This window comes from Bacillus sp. RE35, assembly GCF_052146655.1.
Classification (GTDB): Bacteria; Bacillota; Bacilli; order Bacillales; family Bacillaceae_G; genus Bacillus_A; species Bacillus_A cereus.
On record NZ_CP197377.1, the window covers coordinates 879,900 to 905,253 of the forward strand.

Consider the following 25,354-nt stretch of genomic DNA (forward strand, 5'->3'; position numbering starts at 1 on the left):
AGGGGGAATGAATTTCTTGAGGAAATCATTTAATCAAAAAATTAAAAAGTTAAGTAGTAGTTTAATAGTTGTATTACTAATATGTATGAATTTTTTAATCCATTTACCATTTAAAGCAGAGGCAGCTACAACAGAGTTAAAAGGTTTAGGTGATGTATCTTATTACAACGCCATCATTTTTGGAGATCATAGTGCAACGAGTGCGGATATTGAAGGTGCGATGGCTGTTCAGAAAAATATGAACGCATCAAGTTATACAGTCGTAGCAGCTGCAACTGGAGCAAATAACTTAGCTGGAGCAACTTGGATAGATGAAGGATATCCATCATTATTACTAGGCGGTCAATTTACGAAAGCGGGAGCAGGACAGGTAATTATTCAAGATGGAACAGTGGCGATGACAAAAGACGGTGACCCAGATGGCGCGATGAAAACATCATATGACCGTATCTCTTATAAAGAGCAAGCGGAGATTGATGCTAAGTTTAAAGAATTTAGAAAAGACGTTGATGGTGTAATTGGGGATGCAAGTAAACTACACACTGATAAGCCAAAACCTAATATGAGTTTTGGAATCGGTGAAGATGTAAATAACCCTAATATTTATGTCTCTTCAGGCCAAACGGGAAAGAAAGCATTTGATGTAAAAGACGTTTTTCTTCCGAATGTAGAGAATAAAGACTTTATTGTTATTTATTCAGATGCAGAAGAAGTGAGTTTTGGTGGCGGTGCAATTTTGTATGATACAAGAAATACTGGGATGGCGACGGATTTAATTAATACATCTCAAGCATACGACCCTAATTCATCTTTTACTGAGCTAGCTAGTAAGGTAATTTGGGTATTTCCTAATGCTACAAAGATAACAACTAAAGGTTATGGTGTAGTAGGTAGTGTGTTTGCACCTAATGCAGTTGTAGAAACAAAAGGTGGTTCTATTAATGGACAAGCCTATGTTGGAGGATTACACCAAAGAGATGGTTTTGAGGTTCATAACTTTAAATTTAACTGGCCAAAATGGAATAAACCAGCAGCTGAAAAAGGACATTTACAAATTAAAAAAGTTGATGAAAACGATGAAAATATTGTTTTAAAAGACGCAAAATTTGATGTTGTAGACAAAGATAATAACGTTGTGGCTACTGTTACAACAAACGAAAAGGGTATTGCGGAAGTTAAAGATTTACCACTTGGTGACTATTTTGTAAAAGAAATAAATGCACCAGAAGGATATATAAAAGTTGATACACCAGTCAAAGTAACAATTGATAATACAAACGTAATTGAACTTGTTATGAAGAATACGAAAAAAGTAGAGAATGGCCAATTTAAATTATTGAAAAAAGATAGTGAATCCGGTCAACTTCTGCCAGGTGCAAAATTTGATGTTATCGATAAAGATGGGAAAGTTGTGGAAACAATTGTTACAGATGATAAAGGTGAAGCCTTATCGAAACGACTTCCAGTTGGAAGCTATACATTAAAAGAAGTAGAAGCACCGAAAGGGTATGAATTATCATCTAGTTCAGTTTCTGTTGATGTAGAGGCTAATAAAGTATTGACTGTAGATGTGGTGAATAAAAAGATTCCCGAAAAAGTAACAGGTCAATTTGAAATTGTGAAAGTAGATGCGGAAGATAAAACGAAGGTATTATCAGATGCAGAATTCGAAGTGTATAAAGAGGGTAAAAAAGTAGATACGTTACGAACAGATAAAACTGGTAAAGTAGTTTCTCAGAAATTAGAACCAGGAAAGTACACATTAAAAGAAACGAAAGCACCACAAGGATATAAGTTGTTAAAAGAAGAAATTGAAGTCGTTGTGGAAGCAGACAAAGTAGTAGAAGTACAAATAGAAAACGCAAAAGAACTAGGAAGCTTACAAGTAATCAAAAAGGATGCAGAGAGTGGAAAAGTTCTAGCAGGTGCGGAATTTAAATTAAAGAACGAAGCTGGTCAAGTAGTTGGAGAAGCGAAAACAACGAATAAAGACGGCGTTGTGAAATTCGAAAACTTAGTGCCAGGAAAGTACACGTTAGAGGAAATGAAAGCGCCGGAAGGTTATAAGGCGTTAGAAGTAACAGTAGAAGTAAACGTTGTAGCGAACGAAGTAGTAAAACAAGAAGTTACGAATGAAAAAGTAACAGGTCAATTCGAAATCGTGAAAGTAGATGCGGAAGATAAAACGAGATTGTTATCAGGTGCAGAATTCGAAGTGTATAAAGATGGTAAAAAGGTAGCGGAACTGAAAACAGATGAGAGTGGAAAAGTGATGTCACCGAAATTACCGCTAGGTGAATACACAGTGAAAGAAACGAAAGCACCAGAAGGTTATGAGTTAACAAAACAAATAATTCATGTAACAGTTGACGGTGAAAAAGTTATTGATGTAAAAGTAACGAACGGTAAGAGCCTTGGGCAATTCGAAATCGTAAAAGTAGATGCTCAAGATAAAACGAAAGTATTATCAGATGCAGAATTCGAAGTGTATAAGGATGGTAAAAAAGTAGATACGTTACGAACAGATAAAACTGGTAAAGTAGTTTCTCAGAAATTAGAACCAGGAAAGTACACATTAAAAGAAACGAAAGCACCACAAGGATATAAGTTGTTAAAAGAAGAAATTGAAGTCGTTGTGGAAGCAGACAAAGTAGTAGAAGTACAAATAGAAAACGCAAAAGAACTAGGAAGCTTACAAGTAATCAAAAAGGATGCAGAGAGTGGAAAAGTTCTAGCAGGTGCGGAATTTAAATTAAAGAACGAAGCTGATCAAGTAGTTGGAGAAGCGAAAACAACGAATAAAGACGGCGTTGTGAAATTCGAAAGCTTAGTGCCAGGAAAGTATACGTTAGAAGAAACGAAAGCGCCGGAAGGTTATAAGGCGTTAGAAGTAACAGTAGAAGTAAATGTTGTAGCGAACGAAGTAGTAAAACAAGAAGTTATGAATGAAAAAGTAAAAGAAGAAATTACAGGTCAATTAGAAATTACAAAGGTAGATGCTAATAATACAAATAAAACATTAGCAGGCGCAGTGTTTGAAATTTGGAAAGACGGAATAAAAATCGACACATTAACAACAAATAAGAGCGGTAAAGCGACTTCTAAGAAGTTAGAACCAGGAGATTACACTTTAAAAGAAATCCAAGCGCCAGAAGGATATACTTTATCCGATAAGGAAATGAAATTTACGATTTCTAATGAAAAAATTGAAGTTGTAAAGCTTCAAATTACAAATAAAAAAGATACAGATAAAGATCCGGAAAAACCAGGTGAAGGAACAGAGAAGCCTGATGAAGGAACAGGAAAACCAGGTGAAGGAACAGGAAAACCAGGTGAAGGAACAGGAAAACCAGGTGAAGGAACAGAGAAGCCTGATGAAGGAACAGGAAAACCAGGTGAAGGAACAGGAAAACCAGGTGAAGGAACAGAGAAGCCTGATGAAGGAACAGGAAAACCAGGTGAAGGAGTAGAAAAACCTAATTTACCAGAAAAAGGACAAGGTTCTTCTAATAATCAACAACTTCCAGCTACAGGACACGATACGAATTACGTTCCATTCATCGGTTTTATGCTTCTGTTACTAGGAATACGTTTAAGATTCATGGCTAAAAATAGTTAACGGATGTATAAAAGGCATCAGAGATATATAATCTCTGATGCCTTTTAAGTGAATACAGATAAAATAAAAATATCTATATGGAATGATAAATATGTTAAGCTTCAATTACGCTAAGCATTCTGTTTATAAATGCAGCTGCGTGAGCACGTTGTGATGGTCCTTTTGGTACGAATTGATTCAATTCATTACCTTTTACAATTCCATATCCATACACTCTTTGTACTTCTTCTTTAGCGTAAATTAAGTTTTGGTCTACGAATGGTAGTTCAACTTGTTTTGCAAAAATACCAGCGTGTTTTAGAGAACGATCGATCATAATAACAGCTTCTTCGCGTGTAATTGTAGTATTTGGATCAAATGTATTATCACCACGTCCGCGGATTATGCCTGCGCTTGCTGCACGATTAATACCGTCTCTTAAAGATGGGTGTACTTGTTCTAAGTCTGTGAACTTAGCATTTCCACTTGGTAATTGTAAAGCACGAGTAATTAATGTAGCAAATTCAGCACGCGTTACAAGACGTTCTGGGAAGTACTTGCCGTTTCCTTCTCCTTGCATAATGCCTCTAGCTGCTAATTGACGAATGTCTTGTTCATACCAGCCACCTGTAATGTCATCAGTTACTGGATTTTTTTGATTTTCTTTATAGTATGTTTCAGTTCCTTTTAAGAAAGCATCCCATTGTCCGCGTTGAATCATAAACGCAGGGCAGTTTTTTCCTGACCAAAATTGGTGTTTTTGGACCTTATCTAGAGAAATATTTAAGTCGTTCATTAAATAAGCTGCCAATTTACGGGCATTTTCTACCGCTTTTTCATAGTTTCCATCTTGATTAACGGCAATTTCAATTCCGATAGATTCATAGTTTCCAGTTTTATTTCCAGCATGCCATCCAACTTCATTTACCGGAAGATGTTGATAAATTTCTTTATCATCTACTGTGAAATGCCAAGATGCGGCGCGATCAGCTGTTCCGCGTGCTTGATTATCTAAGAATTTTGCATGATTTAGAGCATTAGCACCTTTCGCTGTATTAGCCGTTTCGTGAATCGTAATATATTTAGGCACCATCGGGTAGCCAGGTCGAATATCGTCATTTCCTTTTGGGACAATCATTTCTTTAAATGTAACGCCATAAATATTGTTTGTTTGTAGAGCTTCTGGCGATCTCAATAAACTGTTTTTAGCAGTACGACTATTTTTTAATAATGAAGCTTTTGTACCTTCAAATGTAGCAGAAGGTGCATAAATCCATTTTGCTGTTTCGTTTATTTGGACTTTAAACCAATTTCCAGCTTGTTCAGTAGGAGTAATGACTTGTGGCTCTAGTTTCCCTTCTTCTTTAAACGATTGGAACGGAAGTGCATGTATGGAAGCTTCTTCTTTTACGATTAATTTTTGGTTAGATAGTTTATGAATCTCTTGAACTTCTAAGCTATTATCATTGTTATCTATCCATCCAGCGCCAGTTGGCGTCGTTATGTAGTAAGCATTTCCTTTTTTCTTTGTCGCCGTTACGACTTGTTCTGTAATCTCGATATTCGATTTGTTTTTTAAATCATTCGCGGTATATAATGAATGTTTTTTTGAAGTGTATAGTAGGAATTGGCCAGTAACCTCGATATCTTCTTCATGAGTACTATGCTCATTAACATGCTCCTTAATACTTTTAAAAACTTGATCCTCCGTATATACTTCGGCGGATTTTTCAGCACTCTCTGCAAATGAATAAGTAGGTGCAAGAACAGTTTGTAATGCAAGAGAGAGAGTTAATACACTATAAAATTTCTTTTTCATATTTGTTTTTAACACATTAGATTGTGGAATCTAGTGTTAACAGTCCTCCTTTTTATATTGTATTTTCACTATGTATCGATTTTAACACTAATAAATTTTAACAAGAGAAAATCATGATGTCTATATACATGAGCAATATTCATAAAAAGAATTATTTGAAAAAATGTAAGAGAAACAGGTAAAACCTTCTGTATTGACCTGCAAACGCCCTTCAAGTAAACTAAAGAGAGTTTGCAAATGAAAAGGTGATAATGTTGTTAATTTCAATTAAAACGTTACAAGATGATCGTTTTTTACGTCCGCTACAAAATATTGGCGGCTTATTTTTTGAAGAGAGTACGATTGGATTTGAACAAGAGGAAGCAAATCTTATCGTTGATATACACATTGAAGAGAATGTGAAAGCATCTGCTCGTTTAACAGATGTTGCGACTGGAAATGTGTATGAAGAAACATTCGCAAAAGATTTATCTGCTTTTACAGATGAAAAAGAGCGTATGAAGCAAGTGAAACACGTTGTTTCTTATGTATATCTTTCTGTTCTTCAGCAGTTAACTGGTATTGAACAAAGCTGGGGTATTTTAACGGGAGTACGTCCGACGAAACTTCTTCACAAAATGCTTCAAAATGGTATGTCAAAAGAAGAAGCGCATCAAGAACTTCGTGAAAGTTATTTAATTCATGAAGAGAAAATTGAACTTCTTCAGCGCATTGTTGATTGCCAATTAGCAGTTGTTCCGGATTTATACCGTTTGAAAGAAGAAGTAAGTATTTATATCGGTATTCCGTTCTGCCCAACGAAATGTGCATATTGTACATTCCCGGCTTATGCAATTAATGGACGCCAAGGATCTGTTGATTCGTTCTTAGGTGGTTTACATTATGAAGTTCGTGAAATTGGTAAGTTTTTAAAAGAAAAAGGTGTAAAAGTTACGACGATTTATTACGGCGGCGGTACACCTACAAGTATTACAGCAGAAGAGATGGATATGCTGTATGAAGAAATGTATGAAGCGTTCCCAGATGTGAAAAATGTGCGTGAAGTAACAGTTGAGGCAGGTCGCCCAGATACAATTACGCCAGCAAAGCTAGAAGTGTTAAATAAATGGAATATTGACCGTATTAGTATTAATCCGCAGTCATACCATCAAGAGACACTAAAAGCAATTGGACGTCATCATACTGTAGAAGAAACAATTGAGAAATACCATTTAGCTCGTGAAATGGGAATGAACAATATTAATATGGACTTAATTATTGGTCTTCCTGGTGAAGGGTTAGATATCTTCAAGCATACGTTAGATGAAACAGAAAAGTTAATGCCAGAATCATTAACAGTTCATACGTTATCATTTAAACGTGCTTCTGAAATGACGCAAAACAAACGTAAATATAAAGTAGCAGGTCGCGAAGAAATTACAGCGATGATGCATGAAGCAGAAGAGTGGACGCAAAAGCATAATTACGTACCATATTACCTATATCGTCAAAAGAATATTTTAGGTAACTTAGAGAACGTTGGTTATGCAATGCCGACGCAAGAAAGTATTTACAACATTGTCATTATGGAAGAAGTACAATCAATTATCGGACTTGGTTGTGGTGCATCAAGTAAATTTGTTCACCCGAAGACGGGAGCAATTACGCACTTTGCGAATCCGAAAGATCCAAAATCATATAATGATGGCTTTGTGAAATATACAGAAGATAAACTGAAAATTTTAGAAGAGCTATTTGCATAAGAAGAAAGAGGTTGTTCCGAGTCGGAACAACCTCTTTTTTATCCTGCAGTAACGGGCGGTCCGATTATATCTTATCAGTTTTTGTCGGTAAGTCGATATATTCGAAAAATCGCTGATATAAATTGAGTTGTGGTTGATATATTTCAAGTTACGGTCGATATATCTGGAAAATCTCCGATATAATTTCATTTACTGTCTAGCGGTATCGTATGTAAAACTATGTCGATAATAATCAGAAAAATTAGTCAAATCATTAGAGGACAATGTCTACTTATGGACGAAATGATAGATTTATGAAAGAGAAAAGGGGGAAATTGTTGGCATGTATATGACGATAGGGAGAATTTTTGATTTATCAGTTGGTAAGTATCCAAATAAAGAGGCGTTAGTGGAACCTGAAAAAAATATTCGCTGGACGTATAAACAGTGGGATGAACAAATAAATAAAACAGCGCACGCTCTATTAGAAGAAGGGGTAAGAAAGGGAGATACGGTATCTGTTTACTTATATAATTGCCATGAATTTGTAAACGTTTACTTAGCCTGTGCGAAAATTGGAGCGATCTTTAACCCGATTAATTTCCGCTTAAAAGCAAAAGAAGTATCTTATATTCTTCAGGACGCATCCTCGAAAGTCGTTGTCTTTGAAAAAGCAGTTGAGTCAACTGTTGCTATAATTGAAAGAGATTTTCCAAATACATCTTTTTGGTCTATAGAAAACGATAAACCTTCCTATGCAAGTTCCTACCATGAAAAAGTGAATGAAGCATCTTCTGAGAAAGTAAATATCGAAATTGATGAAATGGATTATTGTTCTATGCTGTATACGAGCGGTACGACAGGTCATCCGAAAGGCGTGTTACATCGCCATCGTGAAATGGCTGAGCATAGTATGATTTGTACGTATTTCCTAAAATATAATAGAGATAGCGTTGGGCTTGTTGTTGCACCTTTATATCACTGTGGTGAATTAAATGCCGGAATCATACCACGCATTCAAGTTGGCGGAAAGAATGTTATTTTGCATCATTTTGATACAGAAACAGTATTACATACGATTCAAGAAGAAAAGATTACGACGTTCTTTGCAGCGCCGACGATGTGGAATATGTTGTTGCAAAAAGATTTAGCTCAGTATGATTTAACGTCAATGAAAATCGGTATATATGGCGGAGCAGCAATGGCACCGGCGTTAGTGAAGGAATGTAAAGAACGTCTTTATATTGATCTTGTTCAAATATACGGAATGACAGAAATGGGGCCAGTTGTTGCATTTCTGGTAGAGGAGGATCAAATTACGAAAGCTGGTTCAGCAGGCACGCCATGTTTTAGCCATGAAGTTCGTATTGTGAAACCGAACGAGGATGCACCGGCAGAACCAGATGATGTATTACCTCCTTATGAAGTGGGAGAAATTATTTTACGCGGCCCAACTATGATGGCTGGCTATCATAATCGTGAAGAAGCGAATAAAAAATCGATGTATAAGGGATGGTATCATTCTGGTGATCTAGGCTATTTTGATAAAGACGGTTATTTATTCGTTGCTGATCGCGTTGATGATATGGTAATTAGCGGTGGCGTAAATATTTATCCTCGTGAAATTGAAGATTTCCTTCATAGTCATCCAGGTATATTAGATGTGGCGGTACTTGGTGAGCCAGATGAATTATGGGGAGAGCGTGTTGTGGCAGTTATTGTGAAGAAAGATGAAACAATAACAGAAGCTGATTTAGAAACGTATTGCAAAGAAAGTGATGAACTAGCAGATTATAAACGTCCGCGTCATTATTTATTTGTAGATGAACTCCCTCGTAATGCGAGCGGGAAGTTGCAGAAGTTTGTACTGAGGGAGTCGTTGAAAGGTGCGAAAAAATAGAAAATGCAGGATGCCCCATATCTATGGGGTATCCTGCATTTTTCTGTATTAAACAGAAGAAACAATATCTTTGTTAATTCTCATTTTTTCTTGGTGAAGGTTAATTAGCGCATTTGAAATAAGGTGGAAACACAAAGTGGATGTAATACAAAAAGAAAAGATACCCTAAGGTGCCTTTCTCCGACTTGAACCATTTCATTTCATACGAATCGGAATCTATCCGTATTACCATTACCCCTTTGTTATGAGTGTAAACACACACTATAAAGCAGAATCGTCTATATACACTAGATTGTTAGTTCACAAAAGACAAGAGATTTGAGATCAATATCGAAGTGACGCCACATCCCCTATAATAATTGATATGTTACGCCTTTTAAAAGAATCTGCTTTATAGAACGTGCCCACAAGTTATATTTTACTACATGTAATATTCATTCAGTGTATTTTTTGATGAATATGTATAATTACATAAACTGTATGAAAAAAGAGAGTATACTCTGATGTTGTGTAATAAAGATAAAGCCCGCCTATGGAATGAAGTGACCCCCGAAAGTTAGACAGGTCGTTTCATTAGGCAGCCTCTAGGGTATGAGCCCGGTATTGTACTGGGCTCATACCCTTTAATTTTGCCTTAATTCTTTTATGATTATAGTATTCTATATACTTTGCTAATTCTTGTTTGAAATGTGTTATACTTTCAAATTCTTTTCGATACAGAAATTCCGATTTCATAATACCGAAGAAATTTTCAATAACGGCATTGTCATAACAGTTTCCTTTGCGAGACATACTTTGAGTTATGCCACAATTCTTAAGAGAATGGCGGTATTGTTTCATTTGATAGTGCCAACCTTGATCAGAGTGAATGAGGAGTTTATCCGGATCGGTTACACAATAAAGGGCTTGGTCCAACATCGTTGAAACAAGGGAATAGGTCGGTCTGGAACTAATTGTATACGTGATAATTTCACCATTAAATAAATCCAACATTGGTGATAGGTATAACTTCTCCCCAAATAACTTAAACTCCGTAATATCTGTAACCCACTTTTCATTTGGTTTTTCAGCTTGGAAGTTGCGATTTAAAATATTTGGCGCAATTTTCCCAACTGTCCCTTTGTAAGAGCGATATTTTTTCATACGAACCAGACATTTTAACCCTAATTCTTTCATAAGGCGATATACTTTTTTATGATTTACTTTGTGTCCACGATTCATAAGTTCATCACGAATACGACGATAACCATAACACCCATCGTGTTCATTATAAATAGCTTGAATCAGTTCTTTTACCTCCGTATTTGGATCAGGACGATTAAAATGTTTCATCCAGTAATAGTACGTACTACGTGGAATGTTTGCGAGTTGAAGTAACTCCTTGATAGGAAATTCATGCCTTAACTCGTAGATTACTTGCGCTTTGTCTTGTTTGGTGATTTTTCTTTGTTTTGAACTAAGGCATTCAACTTTTTTAAATATGCATTTTCCATACGTAAACGCTCATTTTCCGCTTGTAAGGCTTCGATTGATCCTTCATCTACTGGTTTTATTTTTTTATCTTTCATGGTTGGACGCCCCTTTTTCTTTGATTGTAGGGCATCCAATCCTCCTGTTTCATAAGCTATTTTCCATTTCCGAAGTGTTTCATAAGACGGTATATTGAAAAGTGCCGCTGTTTCTCTGATAGATGTCCCGTGTTCATTCATATAATAAAGTACATCTAGTTTATACTGGGCTGGGTAGAATGTATAGCACTTTTCAAAGGCCTTTTCACCTGAAGACTCATATCGTCTAATCCACTCACGAAGTACGCTAGGGTTAACTCCTATAGATTTAGCAATTATTTTTCCACTTTCTGTACCATCTAAATATCGTTTCACCGCTTGGATTTTTTCTTTTGAAGAAAATTTAACCATAAAAAATGCACCTCCAATTGTTAGACTGTGTCTAACAATTGGGGTGCACTTCAGAATAGGGGGCTTTTCTTACTTTTTATAAATATTTATTCCAATTATATTATCAGATGAGTCTAAACGAATATAAACGTCAGCTGATAAAAGGTGTGCATTATATATTCGTTGTTTATATGTTGATATCTCGAAGCGTTTTCCATTTAATTCACATTCTAGAATAATCATATCGCCATGTTCTTTCCAATTTATTAATTTAGCAGTTGTATTCATATAAACCTCCTCTGAATCATTTTATGAAAATTAATAGAGATAGTGTGAGAAAGGAGTTTATATAACAAAAAAAGACACCTTAAGTGTCTTCTTTGATTACTATAAAAGTCGTTGAATGAAATAGGTTTCTATTTTTATTTGCGTGAAAAGCCTTCTTCATCAAGGTATTCCGCAGCTTCTGGATAAGAGTTGAATGTACCGTCTAAGTTTACACCAGCGTACACGTTCCACATGTCATCCTCTGAAATAAGAGTAAGAATATGACCATCTTCGTTCTGCCATTCTTCTTCTTTCGCAGGTTCTACAGGTGCTACTACTTCTTCTTGTGATAGAAGGTCAATTGATTTCTCAATTACTGAACGTAACTCCTCTGCTGAAAACTCACGGATGTTAACCATGCCTTTATCATCTGTTTTATAACCTTTAATACCGCTTGCATATACAAATCCATTTCCATTTGGGTGTAAATGAAATACAACGTTCTTTTTATCTAAACGACTTTCTTCAAAGTGGAAGTTTACACGTTTTAATGATACGTTCTTTCTTTCTAGTTCTGGGAAAGATTCAATAATCGATAATTTTTCTTCAAAAGTTAGCATAGTGCCTCCAAGTATATAGTAAAAGATTTAATTTGTTCATTATAGCATAGTTGCAATTGTTTCCAAAGATAAGGGGAAAACTTTTCGTTGAATACGTTTACGTCACGAGAATGTAAAAAGTGAGCTAACGAATGTATCTTTTTAGGTGTACAATGGAACATGGACTTTATACAAAGGTGGTTTTTTTATGTTTCAAAAAATAGCAAAGGAATGTTTAGCAGGATTTACTGTTGCAATTGTTGCGTTACCACTTGCGATTGCATTTGGTATTGCCGCGACAGGAACGTCTGAGGGAGCGCTTGTTGGATTGTATGGTGCGATTTTTGCAGGTTTATTCGCAGCGTTATTTGGCGGGACACCTGGGCAAGTAACAGGGCCAACTGGACCAATTACCGTTATTGCAACAGGAGTTATTGCGACGCACGGGTTAGAGGCAAGTTTTATTGCCTTTATGATGGCAGGGTTATTTCAAATTTTATTCGGTGTATGTAAGCTCGGTTCTTACGTTCGATATATTCCGTATCCTGTCGTTTCGGGATTTATGAATGGTATTGCATTAATCATTATTTTAGGCGAAATAAAGCACGTACAAAATAGTTTTTTACTTGTTGTGTTAACGATTATTGTAATGATTGTTTCTGGTAAATGGATTAAGGCGATTCCGTCTAGTTTAGTAGCACTAGTCGGTGTGACAGCTTTGCTTCCTTTATTTTCTTCCTTACTCGAAGGACTTACAGTAAAGTTACCGATTATCGGAAATCTTTCACTAAATAAAGTAATTGAAAAGATTGGAACCATTCCAGAAGCGATGCCTACGCTTCATATTCCATCTTTAAGTGGAACAGGAATAGCAGCACTTATTTTGCCAGCGCTTAGTATTGCTTTATTAGGATCGATTGACTCGTTGTTAACATCGGTCGTAATGGATAATGTGACAGGTACACGTCATAAAAGTAATAAAGAACTGGTCGGACAAGGTATCGGTAATATGATGAGCGGATTGTTTGGCGGATTAGCAGGTGCAGGTGCGACTGTAAGGTCTATCGTGAATATAAGAAGTGGCGGTAAAACGGCACTTTCGGCATGTATGCATAGTGTTATCTTATTTATTTTTATTATGGGTCTTGGTTCGGTCGTACAATATATTCCACTTGCTGTATTATCAGGTATTTTAATTTTAACTGGTATTGGAATGTTCGATTGGGGAAGCATGAAAAAGATGCATGTCGCTCCTAAAGGTGATGTCGTTGTTATGCTCGTAACGATGATTGTAACGGTGAAGTTCGATTTAATGATTGCTGTTGCATTCGGTATTATTCTTTCGTTCATCATATATATGGTGAAATGTAAAGAACGTAAAACTTCTATCGTAAAGGAAAAAGAAGAAACGTACACAATTCAAGGACCGCTCTCTTTCCTATCAGTAGATCGTATTTTCTCTACTTTACAAGATGTGAAGTCACCGGTTATTTTACGTATGAAAGATGTGCGTTATATGGATGTATCAGGAGCTATGGCCTTATTAAATTTTGTTGAGCAATCAAATAAAGTAGGAGCAAGTGTAAAGCTTGAGCAAGTACATCCGAGTATTGAAAAAACAATCGCAGTAATGGCAAGCGATGAACAGAAAGAGCAATTGAAAATCTTAAGTGTTTAGATGGTAATTAGAATATCTCACAATCTTACATAAATTATAATGTAGAGTTGTGGGATATTTTTATAATGTTTTTAGTAATATGTATCGCAGTGATAGGGAGGAAGGGCTCTTTTTGCGTAAAAGAAACGGTTATAGTGTGTACATACATAATGGAAGGAATTAGAAAAATATTGTGAAGAGACAGGCTTAAATGGGTTCTCTTTTCTATTTTGAAAAAAAAACCAAGTATTCAACCTATAATAAATTTGTTATGATAACCAATGGGATAAAGTGAATTCCTATCGTTTAAAACAATATGTTTGAGAGTATATGTATAAAAGAAAAGAGAAAAAATATGAATAAAACATTTGTAAAAGGAGCAGCAATTTTAACCATTACAACTTTTTTGTCGAAATTGCTGGGTAGTTTTTTTCAAATTCCATTACAAAATATTGCAGGAGATGAAGTGCTCGGTATTTTCCGCCTTGTTTTTCCTGTATATATGATTGCTCTTACATTATCGGTAGCCGGAGTTCCACTTGCAATTTCGAAACTAATTGCAGAATTGAACGAAAAAAATAAGCAAAAGGAAATTGCAAAATTATTTAAATCAGCATCAATTATTGGGATAGCATTTGGCGTTTTCGGCTGTTTAGTCATTGTATTATTTTCTATTGAAATTGCAAATATGCTTGGTGGACAAGAAACTAGAATGCCGTTGCTTATTACTTCATTAGCGTTACTCATTGCGCCATACATGGCGGTGTATAGAGGGTATTTTCAAGGTTTCGGTGATATGAAACCAACAGGGGTATCACAGGTCATTGAGCAATTTGTACGTGTGTTTTTTATGTTAATAATTGCTTACATACTAGTATCATGGGATAAGAGTAATACTGTTATTACTAGTGGTGCGATGGTTGGCTCTTTTCTTGGAGTCATTAGTTCGCTTATATATTTGCGTATAAAATATAATAGAAGTCCATACTACAATAAAAGCAATTCCTATTCGCTCCGAGATTTAAGAGAAAACGGCAAAAAGATATTGCGGGTATCGATCCCAATCGCTATTGGAGCTTTATCAATGCCACTTTTAAATTTAGTAGACTCGCTTACAATACCGCATGTATTACAAGGATCATCAACAGAAATTCAAGAACAATTTGGAATATACAGTCGCGGTTTTGCATTCACGCAAATAATTGTTATTTTTGCAAGCGCAATTGTATTTCCGTTAATACCACTCTTAACTTCCGCATTGGCCAAAAGAGATATAAATTTGGCGAAAATAACAATTCAAAATACAAATCGACTAGCGCATGTTTTGACAGCACCGTTAACAATATGGTTGATGGCATTAACAGTACCTTTAAATGTCGGATTGTTCACAGATGTAAAAGGCAGTAGTATGTTAACAGTTATGATTGGCAGTTCGTATTTTACTGCGGTTATGGTATTATCAATAGGTGTTTTACAGGGCATTAACCGTTCTGCACAAGCTGCATGGATTGTTATTGGTGCGAGTTGTGTGAAAGTCGTGTTAAACATAATGTTCGTGCAGAAGTTTGGCATAGATGGAGCGGCGTATAGTACATTCATTACTTACGTATTGGTTTGTATTGTAAATCATTTGTATATTCGAAGCTATATTGCCTATTCTATTCATTTAAAAAGCTTTTTTGGTGTGCTAGCAATAGCATGTATTTTGGGACTAGGATTGTATGAACTATGTAATGTGATAAATATTACATCTTCAAGAATTATGACGTTATTATTCAGTGGTATAGCATTAAGTATTACAACCATTTTGTATGGTGTATGTGCTTTGAAATTAAAATGGATATCAATAAACAAAATACCATTTTTGAAAAGATAAATATAGAAATTTAATTTTTTATTATAATTCATATGAACTGATAAAGAGGAAACTATGTAGGGTATCAAGTGTTTAGGTAAGGAATGGGTACTAGTTTATGTTAGATGAAATAAACGGTTACCTAGTTTTGGAGGAGATTTAGGGTGCGTTTAGTCTTATCAGGATATTATGGTTTTTATAATGTTGGAGACGAGGCGATTCTACAATCAATTATTGAATCGTTAAGTAAAGAGAACCCGGATATAGAACTAGTAGTACTATCAAATGATTCTAAATATACAAAGGAAATGTATGGTGTAGAATCGGTAGATCGCTGGGATATAAAAGCTGTTTATCATGCAATCAAAAACAGTGATGGAGTTATTAGCGGTGGCGGGAGCCTTCTTCAAGATCAGACAAGTACGAAGAGTATTCTATATTATACGGGTATTATGGGACTCGCTCGATTATTAAAAAAGCCGTATTATATTTATTCACAAGGAATAGGTCCAATTACAAAAGGATATAATCGTCTATTAGTAAAATGGAACTTGTCAAAAGCTTCCTATGTATCAGTTCGAGATGAGGATTCGTTTTTATATTTAAAAGAACTTGGCATAAAAAACGATATTGAAATTGTTCCAGACCCTGTTTTAACATGGAAACGGACAAAACAATCGGATTGGTTGCAAAAGCATTCGATACATGGAAAAGTAATCGCGGTTAGTGTGCGTTATTGGAATGCAAAAGAAGATTATATAAAAAAATTAGCTGCGGCATTAAAAAAATTAAAGCAAGAAGGATACCAAATTCTATTTGTTCCAATGCATGAGCCATTTGATCAAAAAGCTTCGCGTGAAGTAGTAGACTTAATGGGAGAAGAGACGTATATGCTTCCATATAAAATGGATATCGATGAGAAAATATTCATTTTATCACAATGTTCATTACTAATTGGTATGCGTCTTCATGCACTAGTTTTTTCTGCTGTAGCCAAAACTCCAATGGTCGGGATTTCATATGATCCGAAAATTGATTCGTTTTTAAGTCAAGTGAATCAGCCAGTTATAGGAAGTGTGGATGGCGAATGGAGTGCTGAATATTTATATGAAATTGCGAAAAAGCAATTAATGCAACAAGGAACTGTGCAGCAAGAGTTACAATTGACAATAGATGAGCTTCGGTTGCAAGGCAAACAGGCAACAAAGAAACTCATTGATCATATGGAAAAAGGCACTTTATTAAAAAAGTAAAGTGTCTTTTATTTTGTTTTGAATGTAATGAAAATTCAAATTAAAAAACGTTTTATTTTAATTCCTATTTATTATGCTAAAATGATTGTGATTATTATATAATCAAATTTGTGATAATAAATTCGTAGATTACGAGGAGGATAACCTTGAAGACTTTTTCAAAAGGTATAACAGCAGTGGCATTAACGGGATCATTACTTTTAACTCCTATTTCAAGTTATGCGGCAAATGATGATATTACAGGACATATGTTTGAGACGAATATGCGCTCACTTATTACTAAAGGAGTTTTAATGGGGTATGGGGACAATGTATATGCGCCTGATAAATTAGTAACAAGAGCAGAGTTTGCTACATTCATAGCAAGGGCTTTAAATTTACCGAAAGCTGATTCGAATTTCGAGGATGTGCCGAAGACTTACGGTTTATATGATGGTGTAAGTAGAGCATATGGAGCGAAAATTATTAATGGTCGTACGAACGAGACATTCTCACCAAATGATGTGATTACACGTGAAGAAATGTCGATCATGGTAAAGCGAGCGTTAGACTATAAAAATATTAAAGTAGCTGTAAGTCCGCTTACCTTTACTGACAAAGATAGTATTAACTATAAAGAGCATGTGCAAGTTATGGTGGCTACTCAAATTATTAAAGGGTATCCAGAAGATAATACATTTAGACCACATTTATCAGCTACAAGAGGAATGGCTTCAGCTATGTTGGATCGCATGCTTCAGACGATTGAAAAAAACGGAAATACCAATCCTGTAGAAACTAAGAAATATGTTGTGACAAATGTAAGAGAAAACGGAACAGAGCAAGAACTAGAGCGCTATAATACGTATAAAGAAGCGGTTACCGCTGCTCAAAATAAAGGTATGAATGCGGTAAAATACGAGAACGAATTTTTATGGATTAAAGATGGTTTTGCAAGTGCGAAAAGAATAACTGGGCAAAACATCATTAATATTTATGATGAGAATTTAGCAACAGTATATACGTATATTCAGTATGGAACAGAATTGAAAGTGTTAGAAGTTGGCGAAGATCGTGTGAAAGTTCAACTTTCTGGTTTGACAGGTTATGTGAAGAAGAATGAAATCACTTTAATTCCTACCAATGAAATGAAACAGTCGTCTTATTATGTGAAATCAGATGGATATTTATACCATAAATATTATACATATAATACAAGTTCACCTGGATATACAGAATTTAGATATGGTGTGGCACCTTCTTTCATGAAGCAAGGACAGCAAATGTATAGTGTAGATGGAAAGACATTCGGAGACGAAACTTTCTATCAATATTTCAATTATTTATCATTACGTTCGAAAACAGATTATACAGCTGAACAACTAGATAGTTATGTGAAATCGATTAAGCCAGACTCTCCATTAATTGGTTTAGGAAAGAAATTTAAAGAAGTAGAAAGCAAGTATAATGTAAATGCATTATTCTTATATTCATTAGCAATTCATGAAAGTTATTATGGAACAAGCGCTCTTGCAAAAGACAAAAATAATTTATTTGGTTTAAAAGCAACAGACGATAGCCCATATGGTAACGGGGAAGCATTTAATTCAAAAGAAGATTGTATTGAACACGCAGCAAAATTATACATGAATGAAGGATATTTAAATCCAGGACATTGGCGTTATACAGCAACATATACAGGTGATAAAGCTGCTGGTTTAAATGCGAAATATGCATCTGATGCGAACTGGGGTAAAAAAGTAGCGGGGCATATGAACCGTTTTGATTCTTATTTAGGTAAAAAAGAATACAACAAGTACAAACTTGCACGTGTGATGAATAACGTGGAAGTGAAAAAGAATCCTAGTATATCAAATGAGCGACTGTATCGTTTAAATACAAATGTAGTTGTCACAGTTACTGGTGAAGAAATAATAAATGGAAAAGCGTGGGTTAAAGTTATTTCAGATAATCCTACTGTAACAGAAGCGTATATTGCAAAAGAAAGCTTAGAATACGTAAAACATTAATTAAATAAAAAAGAAGGTGCTACTAATATTTCGTAGCACCTTCTTTCTATTCAATTTCAAAATCAACAATGATATAGGCGAGTATAACAACGAAGAAAATGCTAACGGCTGGCGCTGTTAATACGTGGCCAGACATAAAGCCAATGCCAAGTGATAGAATGAGTGTGCTCGCTAATAGCATATACTTTACGGTCATGATTTTCTTAAAGTTTGTGATCATGCGGATGAATAATGTAATACCAAAGTATAGAAGTGGTATTAAGTAAATAAGGAAACCGACAATTCCAAATGCGAAAAATAGGTCATGGAAGTCCATTTCAATTAATTTAATTTTATCTGTGTAGTTACCAGCGTAACCCATTCCGAATAGTTTTTGTGAAAGCGGTGCGTCTTTATAGTACTGTTTGTATGTTTTTAAGAATTTGTCGCGATCGCTGTAAATTAAACTTTTTACTTCAGAATCTGTAAGTTCACCTTTTGCATGTTTTTTTTCATCTTCTGGATCTTCTTTAATTACTTTTCCTTCTTTTCGATCTTTCTCTTCTTGTACTGATTTTTTGTATTCGTATATTTGCATGTGAATGCCCATATTTTTTGCGATAGGAGTATGTGGTGTAAGAGCAATTAAACCTCCTAGTATAACAGCGGCAACAACGGTATTTACAATATGTGTGAATCCTTTTCCTTCTTTTTTACGATTTATCATATATTCAATGAATGAGAAGAAAAGTGCTACGCCTAATGTAATAACAATTGCGCCATATCCGACTTTCGTTCCGACCATAATACTTGCATACATCGCAAGTATTGTTGGAATCCAGTAATATATTTTTGAGAAAGAAGTTGTTTTATGAATCGAATATAAGACAATGATTGGGAACATAATGGCGAAAAGAGAACTTAAATCATTTCCAGCGAAGAACCAACCTCTTGAACCGATTTTTGAGTGAGGATAGCTTGGGAAATCCGTTCCAGTTTGCATTGCGACAATCATTGTGATGCTTAAAATTAAAGTTGCATATAAGAAATATGTAATGATTTTATGAAATACATACTCTTTATTTTTTAGCTCTTTAAAGGCGATAATATATCCAAACAGTAGCACAATTGGATATACGCTCTTTAAGATAAATTTAACTTCTTCTCCAAATGAAATTGGAGATTTAACCATCATATTATTTACAAGACCGATTGCGAGTGCGATTCCGAGTAAACATAAATAGAGGATGTACTTTTTCGCATCTTGTTGTTTGTGATGAAGAAGTAGGTATCCTAATGCAAGAAGCATAAAGGCGAAACGGACTACAACTCCAACTGTTGCGCTCATGTGTAGTATATAGATTGAAAAAGATGTTAATAAATCTAAAATTGGTTGAAACACAATGAATAGCAATAGGAAATGTGGGAAGTAGTTATCCGTTTGTTTCAACTTATTAACCATATGTTCCTCCAGTTCTTCATTCCTTTATTACAACACCCAAAAGATGGGTATAAAGCCTTTTTTACATAGTAAGGCGAATGAATTTCAATATTTGTTTTTTTATCAAACTTAAGAATACACCATTTCATTGTAATGGTAAATAGATGAAAAGCATGGATAAACCGACTTTAATTTCTATATTTTTCAACGGAATTGTATGTTTTATACGGTATATGTACAAATTGCGAGATTATTAGACAGAAAATTGAGAAAAAAGAAGGATTTTTCAGTGGTTTTCTATAATTATATAAGTATAATCTTTATGGAGAAAAGAGGGGTATATATAATGGAAATAACAAGTAAAACAGAATCTGTCGTTGTGAAATATGAAGGCCACGTTGCAACGGTTATGGTCAATCGCCCAGAGGTGTTAAATGCGTTGGATGAGCCGACCTTAAAAGAGTTATTACAAAAGTTGAAAGAAGTAGCGGAAAGTTCTGCGCATATCGTTGTGTTATGCGGGAACGGCCGTGGTTTTTCTGCGGGTGGGGATATTAAATCGATGCTTTCAAGTAATGATGAAAGTAAGTTTGATGGTATTATGAATACCATTTCTGAAGTTGTCGTGACATTATATACGATGCCAAAGCTTGTTATTAGTGCAATTCATGGACCAACTGCAGGTCTTGGATTAAGTATTGCGTTAACAGCTGATTATGTAATGGCGGATATATCATCTGTTATTGCAATGAACTTTATTGGAATCGCTTTAATTCCAGATGGAGGCGGTCATTTCTTCCTTCAAAAGCGTGTCGGTGAAAATATGACGAAGCAAATTATTTGGGAAGGTAAGAAATTATCAGCGACAGAAGCGCTTGATATCGGCTTAATTGATGAAGTAATCGGCGAAGATTTCCAAACGGCTGTGAAGCAGAAGATTAATGAATGGTCACAAAAGCCGATTAAAGCAATGATTCAAACGAAGCAAATTTTATGTGAAGTAAATCGTTCTAATTTAGAGCAAACATTGCAATTAGAAAAGCGTGGTCAATATGCAATGAGACAAACAGCGGATCATAAAGAAGGTATTGCTGCGTTTTTAGAGAAACGTTTACCAGCATTTAAAGGGGAATAAAGTTTGTCCATTCCTCACTGATTATTAGCTCGTTAATTCGGGATAAAGGGGAGAAAGTGCTAACACATTTTAGTATAATTGTGTTAGCACTTTTTTTTAGGAGTAATACATGAAGAAAATGATCGGTGTTATCACTATTATTTTGCTTACATATTCTGCTTTGCATAGTACACCATCTTTGGCAGTTCGGACTGCGTTATTTTTTGAGGGACATCCAAGTGTTGCATTTTCTGACGGGGTGACGAAAGAAAAAGATGTGAAAAAAGAAGCGATTCCAGATGAGTATCAAACTCTATATGGTAAGGACCAAGACTTAGAGCACTATTTCTTTCCACATGTAAGAGCACATGGATCAGGAATTGATATGTTAAGTGCATGCGTGAAGAAAAAATGGTTTTTCTATAAAGCAGAGCTCGGATGTTATTAAATATAGGAGGATGAATGATGTCAGCATATAACAAGTTAGTAAGAGATCGTGTTCCAGAGAAGATTTTAATGTCTGGAAAAACATATACAGCACAAAAATTAACAGGTCAAGCCTACATACAAGCTTTAGCGAAAATTGGAACGGAAGAAATTCGTGAATTTGCTTCTATGAAAGAACGCGAACATGCGCTAGATTCTCTTGCGGATGCGCTAGAAGTTATCATTTCATTAGCACGTGCAGAAGGTGCATCGATTGAAGATGTAGAACGCCTTCGTAAGAAAAAAGAAGTAGAGCGCGGTGGATTTGAAAAAGGGATTTATTTATTAGACGTTTCAGAAGAATAGTTTTATAGGAAAAGCATAGCGTTAATGAGTAACGCTATGCTTTTTTGTTGCAATGAAGCTAATAATGAAGAAGATAGCTGTTAATATCCAGCCGATTGTAATAGAAGTAGTAGTGTGAATGGCATAAGAGATTTGTAAACAAAATAATGATGCTAAAAACCAAATGAGTGCAATGTGTATATATTTTTTTGATATATTCATATTTTATAACTCCTTTTATATACTAAAAAGAATTTTACTACAATTTAGAAAATTAAGCTATATAAGTAGAGGTTTTCTGGTGAATTTTGTATACTGAATAGTAGAGAAAAAGAGGAGGAAACGACAATGGCACATCATGCGAAAGAAACGATGGAACTGATTAAGGAGCTTGTCTCTATTCCAAGTCCATCTGGAAATACAGCAAAAATTATTAATTTCATTGAAAACTATGTCAGTGAGTGGAACGTAGAAACGAAACGTAATAATAAGGGAGCTCTTATTTTAACGGTAAAAGGGAAAAATGATGCACAGCACCGCTTATTAACGGCACACGTTGATACGTTAGGTGCGATGGTAAAAGAAATTAAGCCTGACGGTCGCCTGAGTCTTTCTATGATTGGTGGATTTCGCTGGAACTCCGTAGAAGGGGAATATTGCGAAATTGAAACATCAAGTGGCAAGACGTATACAGGAACAATTTTAATGCATCAAACATCTGTACATGTATATAAAGATGCAGGTGAAGCAAAACGCGATGAGAAAAATATTGAAGTTCGTATTGATGAGCGCGTATTTTCAGCTGATGAAGTACGCGAATTAGGAATTGAAGTAGGAGACTTCGTTTCATTTGATCCGCGCGTTCAAATTACAGAGAGTGGATACATAAAATCCCGTCATTTAGATGACAAAGTAAGTGTTGCGATTTTATTAAAATTAATTAAAAGATTACAAGATGAAAACGTAACATTACCATATACGACGCATTTCTTAATTTCTAATAATGAAGAGATTGGATACGGTGGTAATTCTAACATTCCAGAAGAAACTGTTGAATACTTAGCAGTTGATATGGGAGCGTTAGGTGATGGACAAACATCTGATGAATATACAGTATCTATTTGTGCAAAAGACTCTAGCGGCCCGTATCATTACGCACTGCGTAAACATTTAGTAGAGCTTGCGAAAACGAATCATATTGAATATAAAGTAGATATTTATCCATACTACGGATCTGATGCATCAGCTGCGATTCGCGCGGGATTTGATGTGAAACACGCTTTAATTGGAGCGGGTATTGATTCTTCTCACGCATTTGAACGTACACATGAAAGTTCTATTGCGCATACAGAAGCATTAGTGTATGCATATGTAATGTCTAATTTAATTGAAGAATAATTTCATAGATAATAGAGAGCTGATTAAAGATATTATTTTTAATCAGCTTTTTATTTGGCAAAGCGATTAGGAGACATGTCCTAATCGCTTTTTTATCCCGCTATTTGCCGAGTAGTAAGACCCCTACCTCAAAATTCAGCGAAAGCAAAAAAGTTAGATGGGGACCGGGCTGCCCGTAAAAGCCCGATTGGTGAGGGCTGATTAAAGTTTTTTTATATACATTCATTATAAGTTATATATATGCGATTTTTGTTATACGGCCGGAAACGTATTTACTATAGATATATAATGTTATACACTATGAAAGGAATTAATTAATAGTTAATATTTTTTAGTTAGCTTGATTAAAAAAATTGTATGAATATGAAGTTTTGAGAGGAGATTTATTTTTCATGAAGTACAAAGCAATAGCCGCAGGTTTATTAGCAGCAAATTTACTAGCACATCCAATTAGTAGTTTAGCAGAAACGAAGAAATTTCCTGATGTTTCAGATAGTGCGTGGTCGAAAGACGCAATTTATTATTTAGTAGAGAGAAATGTAATTAACGGTATGCCAGATGGTAACTTTATGCCATACGGAAATTTAACACGTGCCCAGGCAGCAAAGATTATCGCAACAGCAATTGGTGCTAAAGTAGATCCAAATGCAAAGCCGTCTTATAATGATGCGAAAAATAGTTGGGCAGCTTCATTTATTGCAGCCATGGAAAAAGAGAATATTATTAAGGGACGAGAACCAGGAGTATTTGATCCAGAAGGAAAAGTAACTCGTGCTGAAATGGCAGCTATGCTTGTAAGAGCATATAATCTGAAGAGCAAAGTAACAGGACCAGTTCCTACAAAATTTGCTGATTTAGAGAATCATTGGGGTAAAGAAGAAGTTAATATTTTAGTAGAATTAAAACTTTCTTTAGGTACAGAGAATGGCTGGAAACCGAATGATTCTATTACGCGTGAACAAGCAGCTCAGCTTACTGCGCAAACAGATAAATTTAGCAAGAATAGTGATCGTCCAGTAGAAACAAAGAAAATGTACATAGATAGAAAATTCATTACATATCACGCACCATCATTAAGTTCTGGGATTAGTGCAAATCAGCATAATCCACAAATGGTTGAAATTAAAGAAGAACGAGATGGATGGATCAAAATTGCAACAAGTAACGGTGATAAATGGACACCTTTAGTAGAGAAAACAGAAGTTATTAATGAAGGATTCACTACTTATGCAGAAGCTTCTTCTTCGTCAAAAGTAATGGGAACACATAACGCACAGCAAGTAACTGTTATTGAAGAGAGCGGCAGTTGGATTCGTATCCGCATGGGCGCTGGTTTCCAATGGGTTAATAAAAATCAATTAAACCCAGTGAAGCAAGGTAACTTCTTAGAAGGAAAAGCGATTATCATTGATCCAGGTCATGGTGGAGTTGATTCAGGTAATCCAGGTTATTATGAGAAAGAAAGTGAAACTGTATTAGATGTATCATTGAGATTACAGAAAATATTTGAGAAAAAGACACCATTTACTGTGTTATTCACTCGTACAGATGATACACGTCCAGGAACAAGTGGTCCTGATTCTTTAAAGAAACGTGTAGAATTTGCTCAAAAAAATAATGGGGATATTTTTGTAAGTATTCATGGTAATGGCACGGAAGAGAAAAATGGACAAGGTACAGAAACGTTCTACTATGAATCAGCGACAGCAAGAGGAACAAATCCTAATGTATCAGAAAGTCGTTTATTAGCAGAAAAAATTCAAGAGCGTCTTGTAGATGCACTGGGGACAAAAGATCGTGGTGTGAAAAAAGGCGATTTATACGTAATTAGAGAAAATACAATGCCAGCTGTATTAGCAGAATTAGCATTTGTAGATAATAAAAGTGATGCAGATAAAATAGCTACACCAGCGCAAAGACAAAATGCAGCGGAAGCTATTTATCAAGGTATTTTAGATTACTATGAAGAAATGGGTAACAACGTGTCTTCTTTCCGTTAATAAATAATAAGAGATTGCCATTGGCAGTCTCTTTTATTTATTAACGTTTCTCTTTATTTCCGGCATATGATATCA

The 25,354-nt window shown here is 35.2% G+C and carries 18 protein-coding genes; 12 read left to right on the forward strand and 6 right to left on the reverse strand.

From position 1 onward, the window contains the following. Positions 1-16 precede the first annotated feature (16 nt). Positions 17-3,619, forward strand: a complete 3,603-nt coding sequence (locus ACTL4X_RS04580) for an MSCRAMM family protein (protein ID WP_441394988.1) — start codon at positions 17-19, stop codon at positions 3,617-3,619. 94 nt (positions 3,620-3,713) lie between these two features. Here ACTL4X_RS04580 and ACTL4X_RS04585 read toward each other — a convergent pair whose 3' ends face one another. Beyond that, positions 3,714-5,417 (reverse strand): S-layer homology domain-containing protein, encoded by a 1,704-nt coding sequence (locus ACTL4X_RS04585; protein WP_146718341.1) that lies wholly within the window; start codon positions 5,415-5,417, stop codon positions 3,714-3,716. A gap of 251 nt (positions 5,418-5,668) precedes the next feature. Between ACTL4X_RS04585 and ACTL4X_RS04590 the strand changes: the two genes are divergently transcribed. Both ACTL4X_RS04590 and ACTL4X_RS04595 read left to right on the forward strand, forming a co-directional pair. Further along, positions 5,669-7,159, forward strand: coding sequence for a coproporphyrinogen III oxidase (locus ACTL4X_RS04590; RefSeq protein WP_002025370.1), 1,491 nt, complete (start codon positions 5,669-5,671; stop codon positions 7,157-7,159). Between the two features lie 322 nt (positions 7,160-7,481). After that, positions 7,482-9,038 carry a fatty acid--CoA ligase gene (locus ACTL4X_RS04595; protein ID WP_000281991.1) on the forward strand — a complete coding sequence of 519 codons (1,557 nt, stop codon included), beginning with the start codon at positions 7,482-7,484 and terminating at the stop codon, positions 9,036-9,038. A 573-nt stretch (positions 9,039-9,611) separates the two neighbouring features. Here the strand turns inward: ACTL4X_RS04595 and ACTL4X_RS04600 are convergent. The 3 genes from ACTL4X_RS04600 to ACTL4X_RS04610 all read right to left on the reverse strand — a co-directional run bounded on the left by ACTL4X_RS04600 (position 9,612) and on the right by ACTL4X_RS04610 (position 11,823). Beyond that, positions 9,612-10,957, reverse strand: a protein-coding gene (locus ACTL4X_RS04600; protein WP_097912464.1) for an IS3-like element ISBth10 family transposase whose coding sequence is annotated in 2 segments (ribosomal slippage) — positions 9,612-10,516 and positions 10,516-10,957 — 1,347 coding nt in all. Because the reading frame shifts where the segments join, the coding sequence is not laid out codon by codon here. A gap of 69 nt (positions 10,958-11,026) precedes the next feature. Further along, positions 11,027-11,224 carry a hypothetical protein gene (locus tag ACTL4X_RS04605; protein WP_001098258.1) on the reverse strand — a complete coding sequence of 66 codons (198 nt, stop codon included), beginning with the start codon at positions 11,222-11,224 and terminating at the stop codon, positions 11,027-11,029. A gap of 134 nt (positions 11,225-11,358) precedes the next feature. Continuing rightward, positions 11,359-11,823, reverse strand: coding sequence for a hypothetical protein (locus tag ACTL4X_RS04610; RefSeq protein WP_000954998.1), 465 nt, complete (start codon positions 11,821-11,823; stop codon positions 11,359-11,361). Positions 11,824-12,010: 187 nt separating this feature from the next. Here ACTL4X_RS04610 and ACTL4X_RS04615 point away from each other — a divergent pair, with 187 nt between their 5' ends. From ACTL4X_RS04615 to ACTL4X_RS04630, 4 genes are all read left to right on the forward strand, one after another. Next, positions 12,011-13,480, forward strand: a complete 1,470-nt coding sequence (locus tag ACTL4X_RS04615) for a SulP family inorganic anion transporter (protein WP_000486653.1) — start codon at positions 12,011-12,013, stop codon at positions 13,478-13,480. A gap of 334 nt (positions 13,481-13,814) precedes the next feature. Next, the gene (locus ACTL4X_RS04620) at positions 13,815-15,335 is read left to right on the forward strand and encodes a putative polysaccharide biosynthesis protein (RefSeq protein ID WP_001044001.1); all 1,521 of its coding nucleotides are present in this window, start codon (positions 13,815-13,817) and stop codon (positions 15,333-15,335) included. Between the two features lie 143 nt (positions 15,336-15,478). Beyond that, positions 15,479-16,567, forward strand: a complete 1,089-nt coding sequence (csaB, locus tag ACTL4X_RS04625) for a polysaccharide pyruvyl transferase CsaB (protein WP_001241591.1) — start codon at positions 15,479-15,481, stop codon at positions 16,565-16,567. A 146-nt stretch (positions 16,568-16,713) separates the two neighbouring features. Next, the gene (locus ACTL4X_RS04630; RefSeq protein ID WP_071740897.1) at positions 16,714-18,576 is read left to right on the forward strand and encodes an S-layer homology domain-containing protein; all 1,863 of its coding nucleotides are present in this window, start codon (positions 16,714-16,716) and stop codon (positions 18,574-18,576) included. A gap of 46 nt (positions 18,577-18,622) precedes the next feature. On the opposite strand, the gene ACTL4X_RS04635 is transcribed toward ACTL4X_RS04630, so the two are convergent. Then, a complete protein-coding gene (locus tag ACTL4X_RS04635) occupies positions 18,623-20,017 on the reverse strand; it encodes an O-antigen ligase family protein (protein WP_071740896.1) in 1,395 nt (464 codons plus the stop codon). 301 nt (positions 20,018-20,318) lie between these two features. Between ACTL4X_RS04635 and ACTL4X_RS04640 the strand changes: the two genes are divergently transcribed. The 3 genes from ACTL4X_RS04640 to ACTL4X_RS04650 all read left to right on the forward strand — a co-directional run bounded on the left by ACTL4X_RS04640 (position 20,319) and on the right by ACTL4X_RS04650 (position 21,902). Next, positions 20,319-21,131, forward strand: coding sequence for an enoyl-CoA hydratase (locus tag ACTL4X_RS04640; RefSeq protein WP_001999174.1), 813 nt, complete (start codon positions 20,319-20,321; stop codon positions 21,129-21,131). A gap of 109 nt (positions 21,132-21,240) precedes the next feature. Further along, complete coding sequence (locus ACTL4X_RS04645; RefSeq protein ID WP_151639778.1) at positions 21,241-21,558, forward strand: hypothetical protein; 318 nt, start codon at positions 21,241-21,243, stop codon at positions 21,556-21,558. Between the two features lie 17 nt (positions 21,559-21,575). Further along, complete coding sequence (locus ACTL4X_RS04650; protein ID WP_063220038.1) at positions 21,576-21,902, forward strand: nucleoside triphosphate pyrophosphohydrolase; 327 nt, start codon at positions 21,576-21,578, stop codon at positions 21,900-21,902. Between the two features lie 21 nt (positions 21,903-21,923). On the opposite strand, the gene ACTL4X_RS04655 is transcribed toward ACTL4X_RS04650, so the two are convergent. Continuing rightward, entirely contained in the window at positions 21,924-22,103 is a 180-nt protein-coding gene (locus ACTL4X_RS04655) for a hypothetical protein (protein WP_001027083.1), read from the reverse strand. Between the two features lie 126 nt (positions 22,104-22,229). On the opposite strand from ACTL4X_RS04655, the gene ACTL4X_RS04660 reads away from it, so the two are divergent. Next, a complete protein-coding gene (locus ACTL4X_RS04660; RefSeq protein ID WP_063535748.1) occupies positions 22,230-23,279 on the forward strand; it encodes a M42 family metallopeptidase in 1,050 nt (349 codons plus the stop codon). Between the two features lie 392 nt (positions 23,280-23,671). Then, entirely contained in the window at positions 23,672-25,279 is a 1,608-nt protein-coding gene (locus ACTL4X_RS04665) for an N-acetylmuramoyl-L-alanine amidase (RefSeq protein ID WP_078385743.1), read from the forward strand. Positions 25,280-25,354 lie beyond the last annotated feature (75 nt).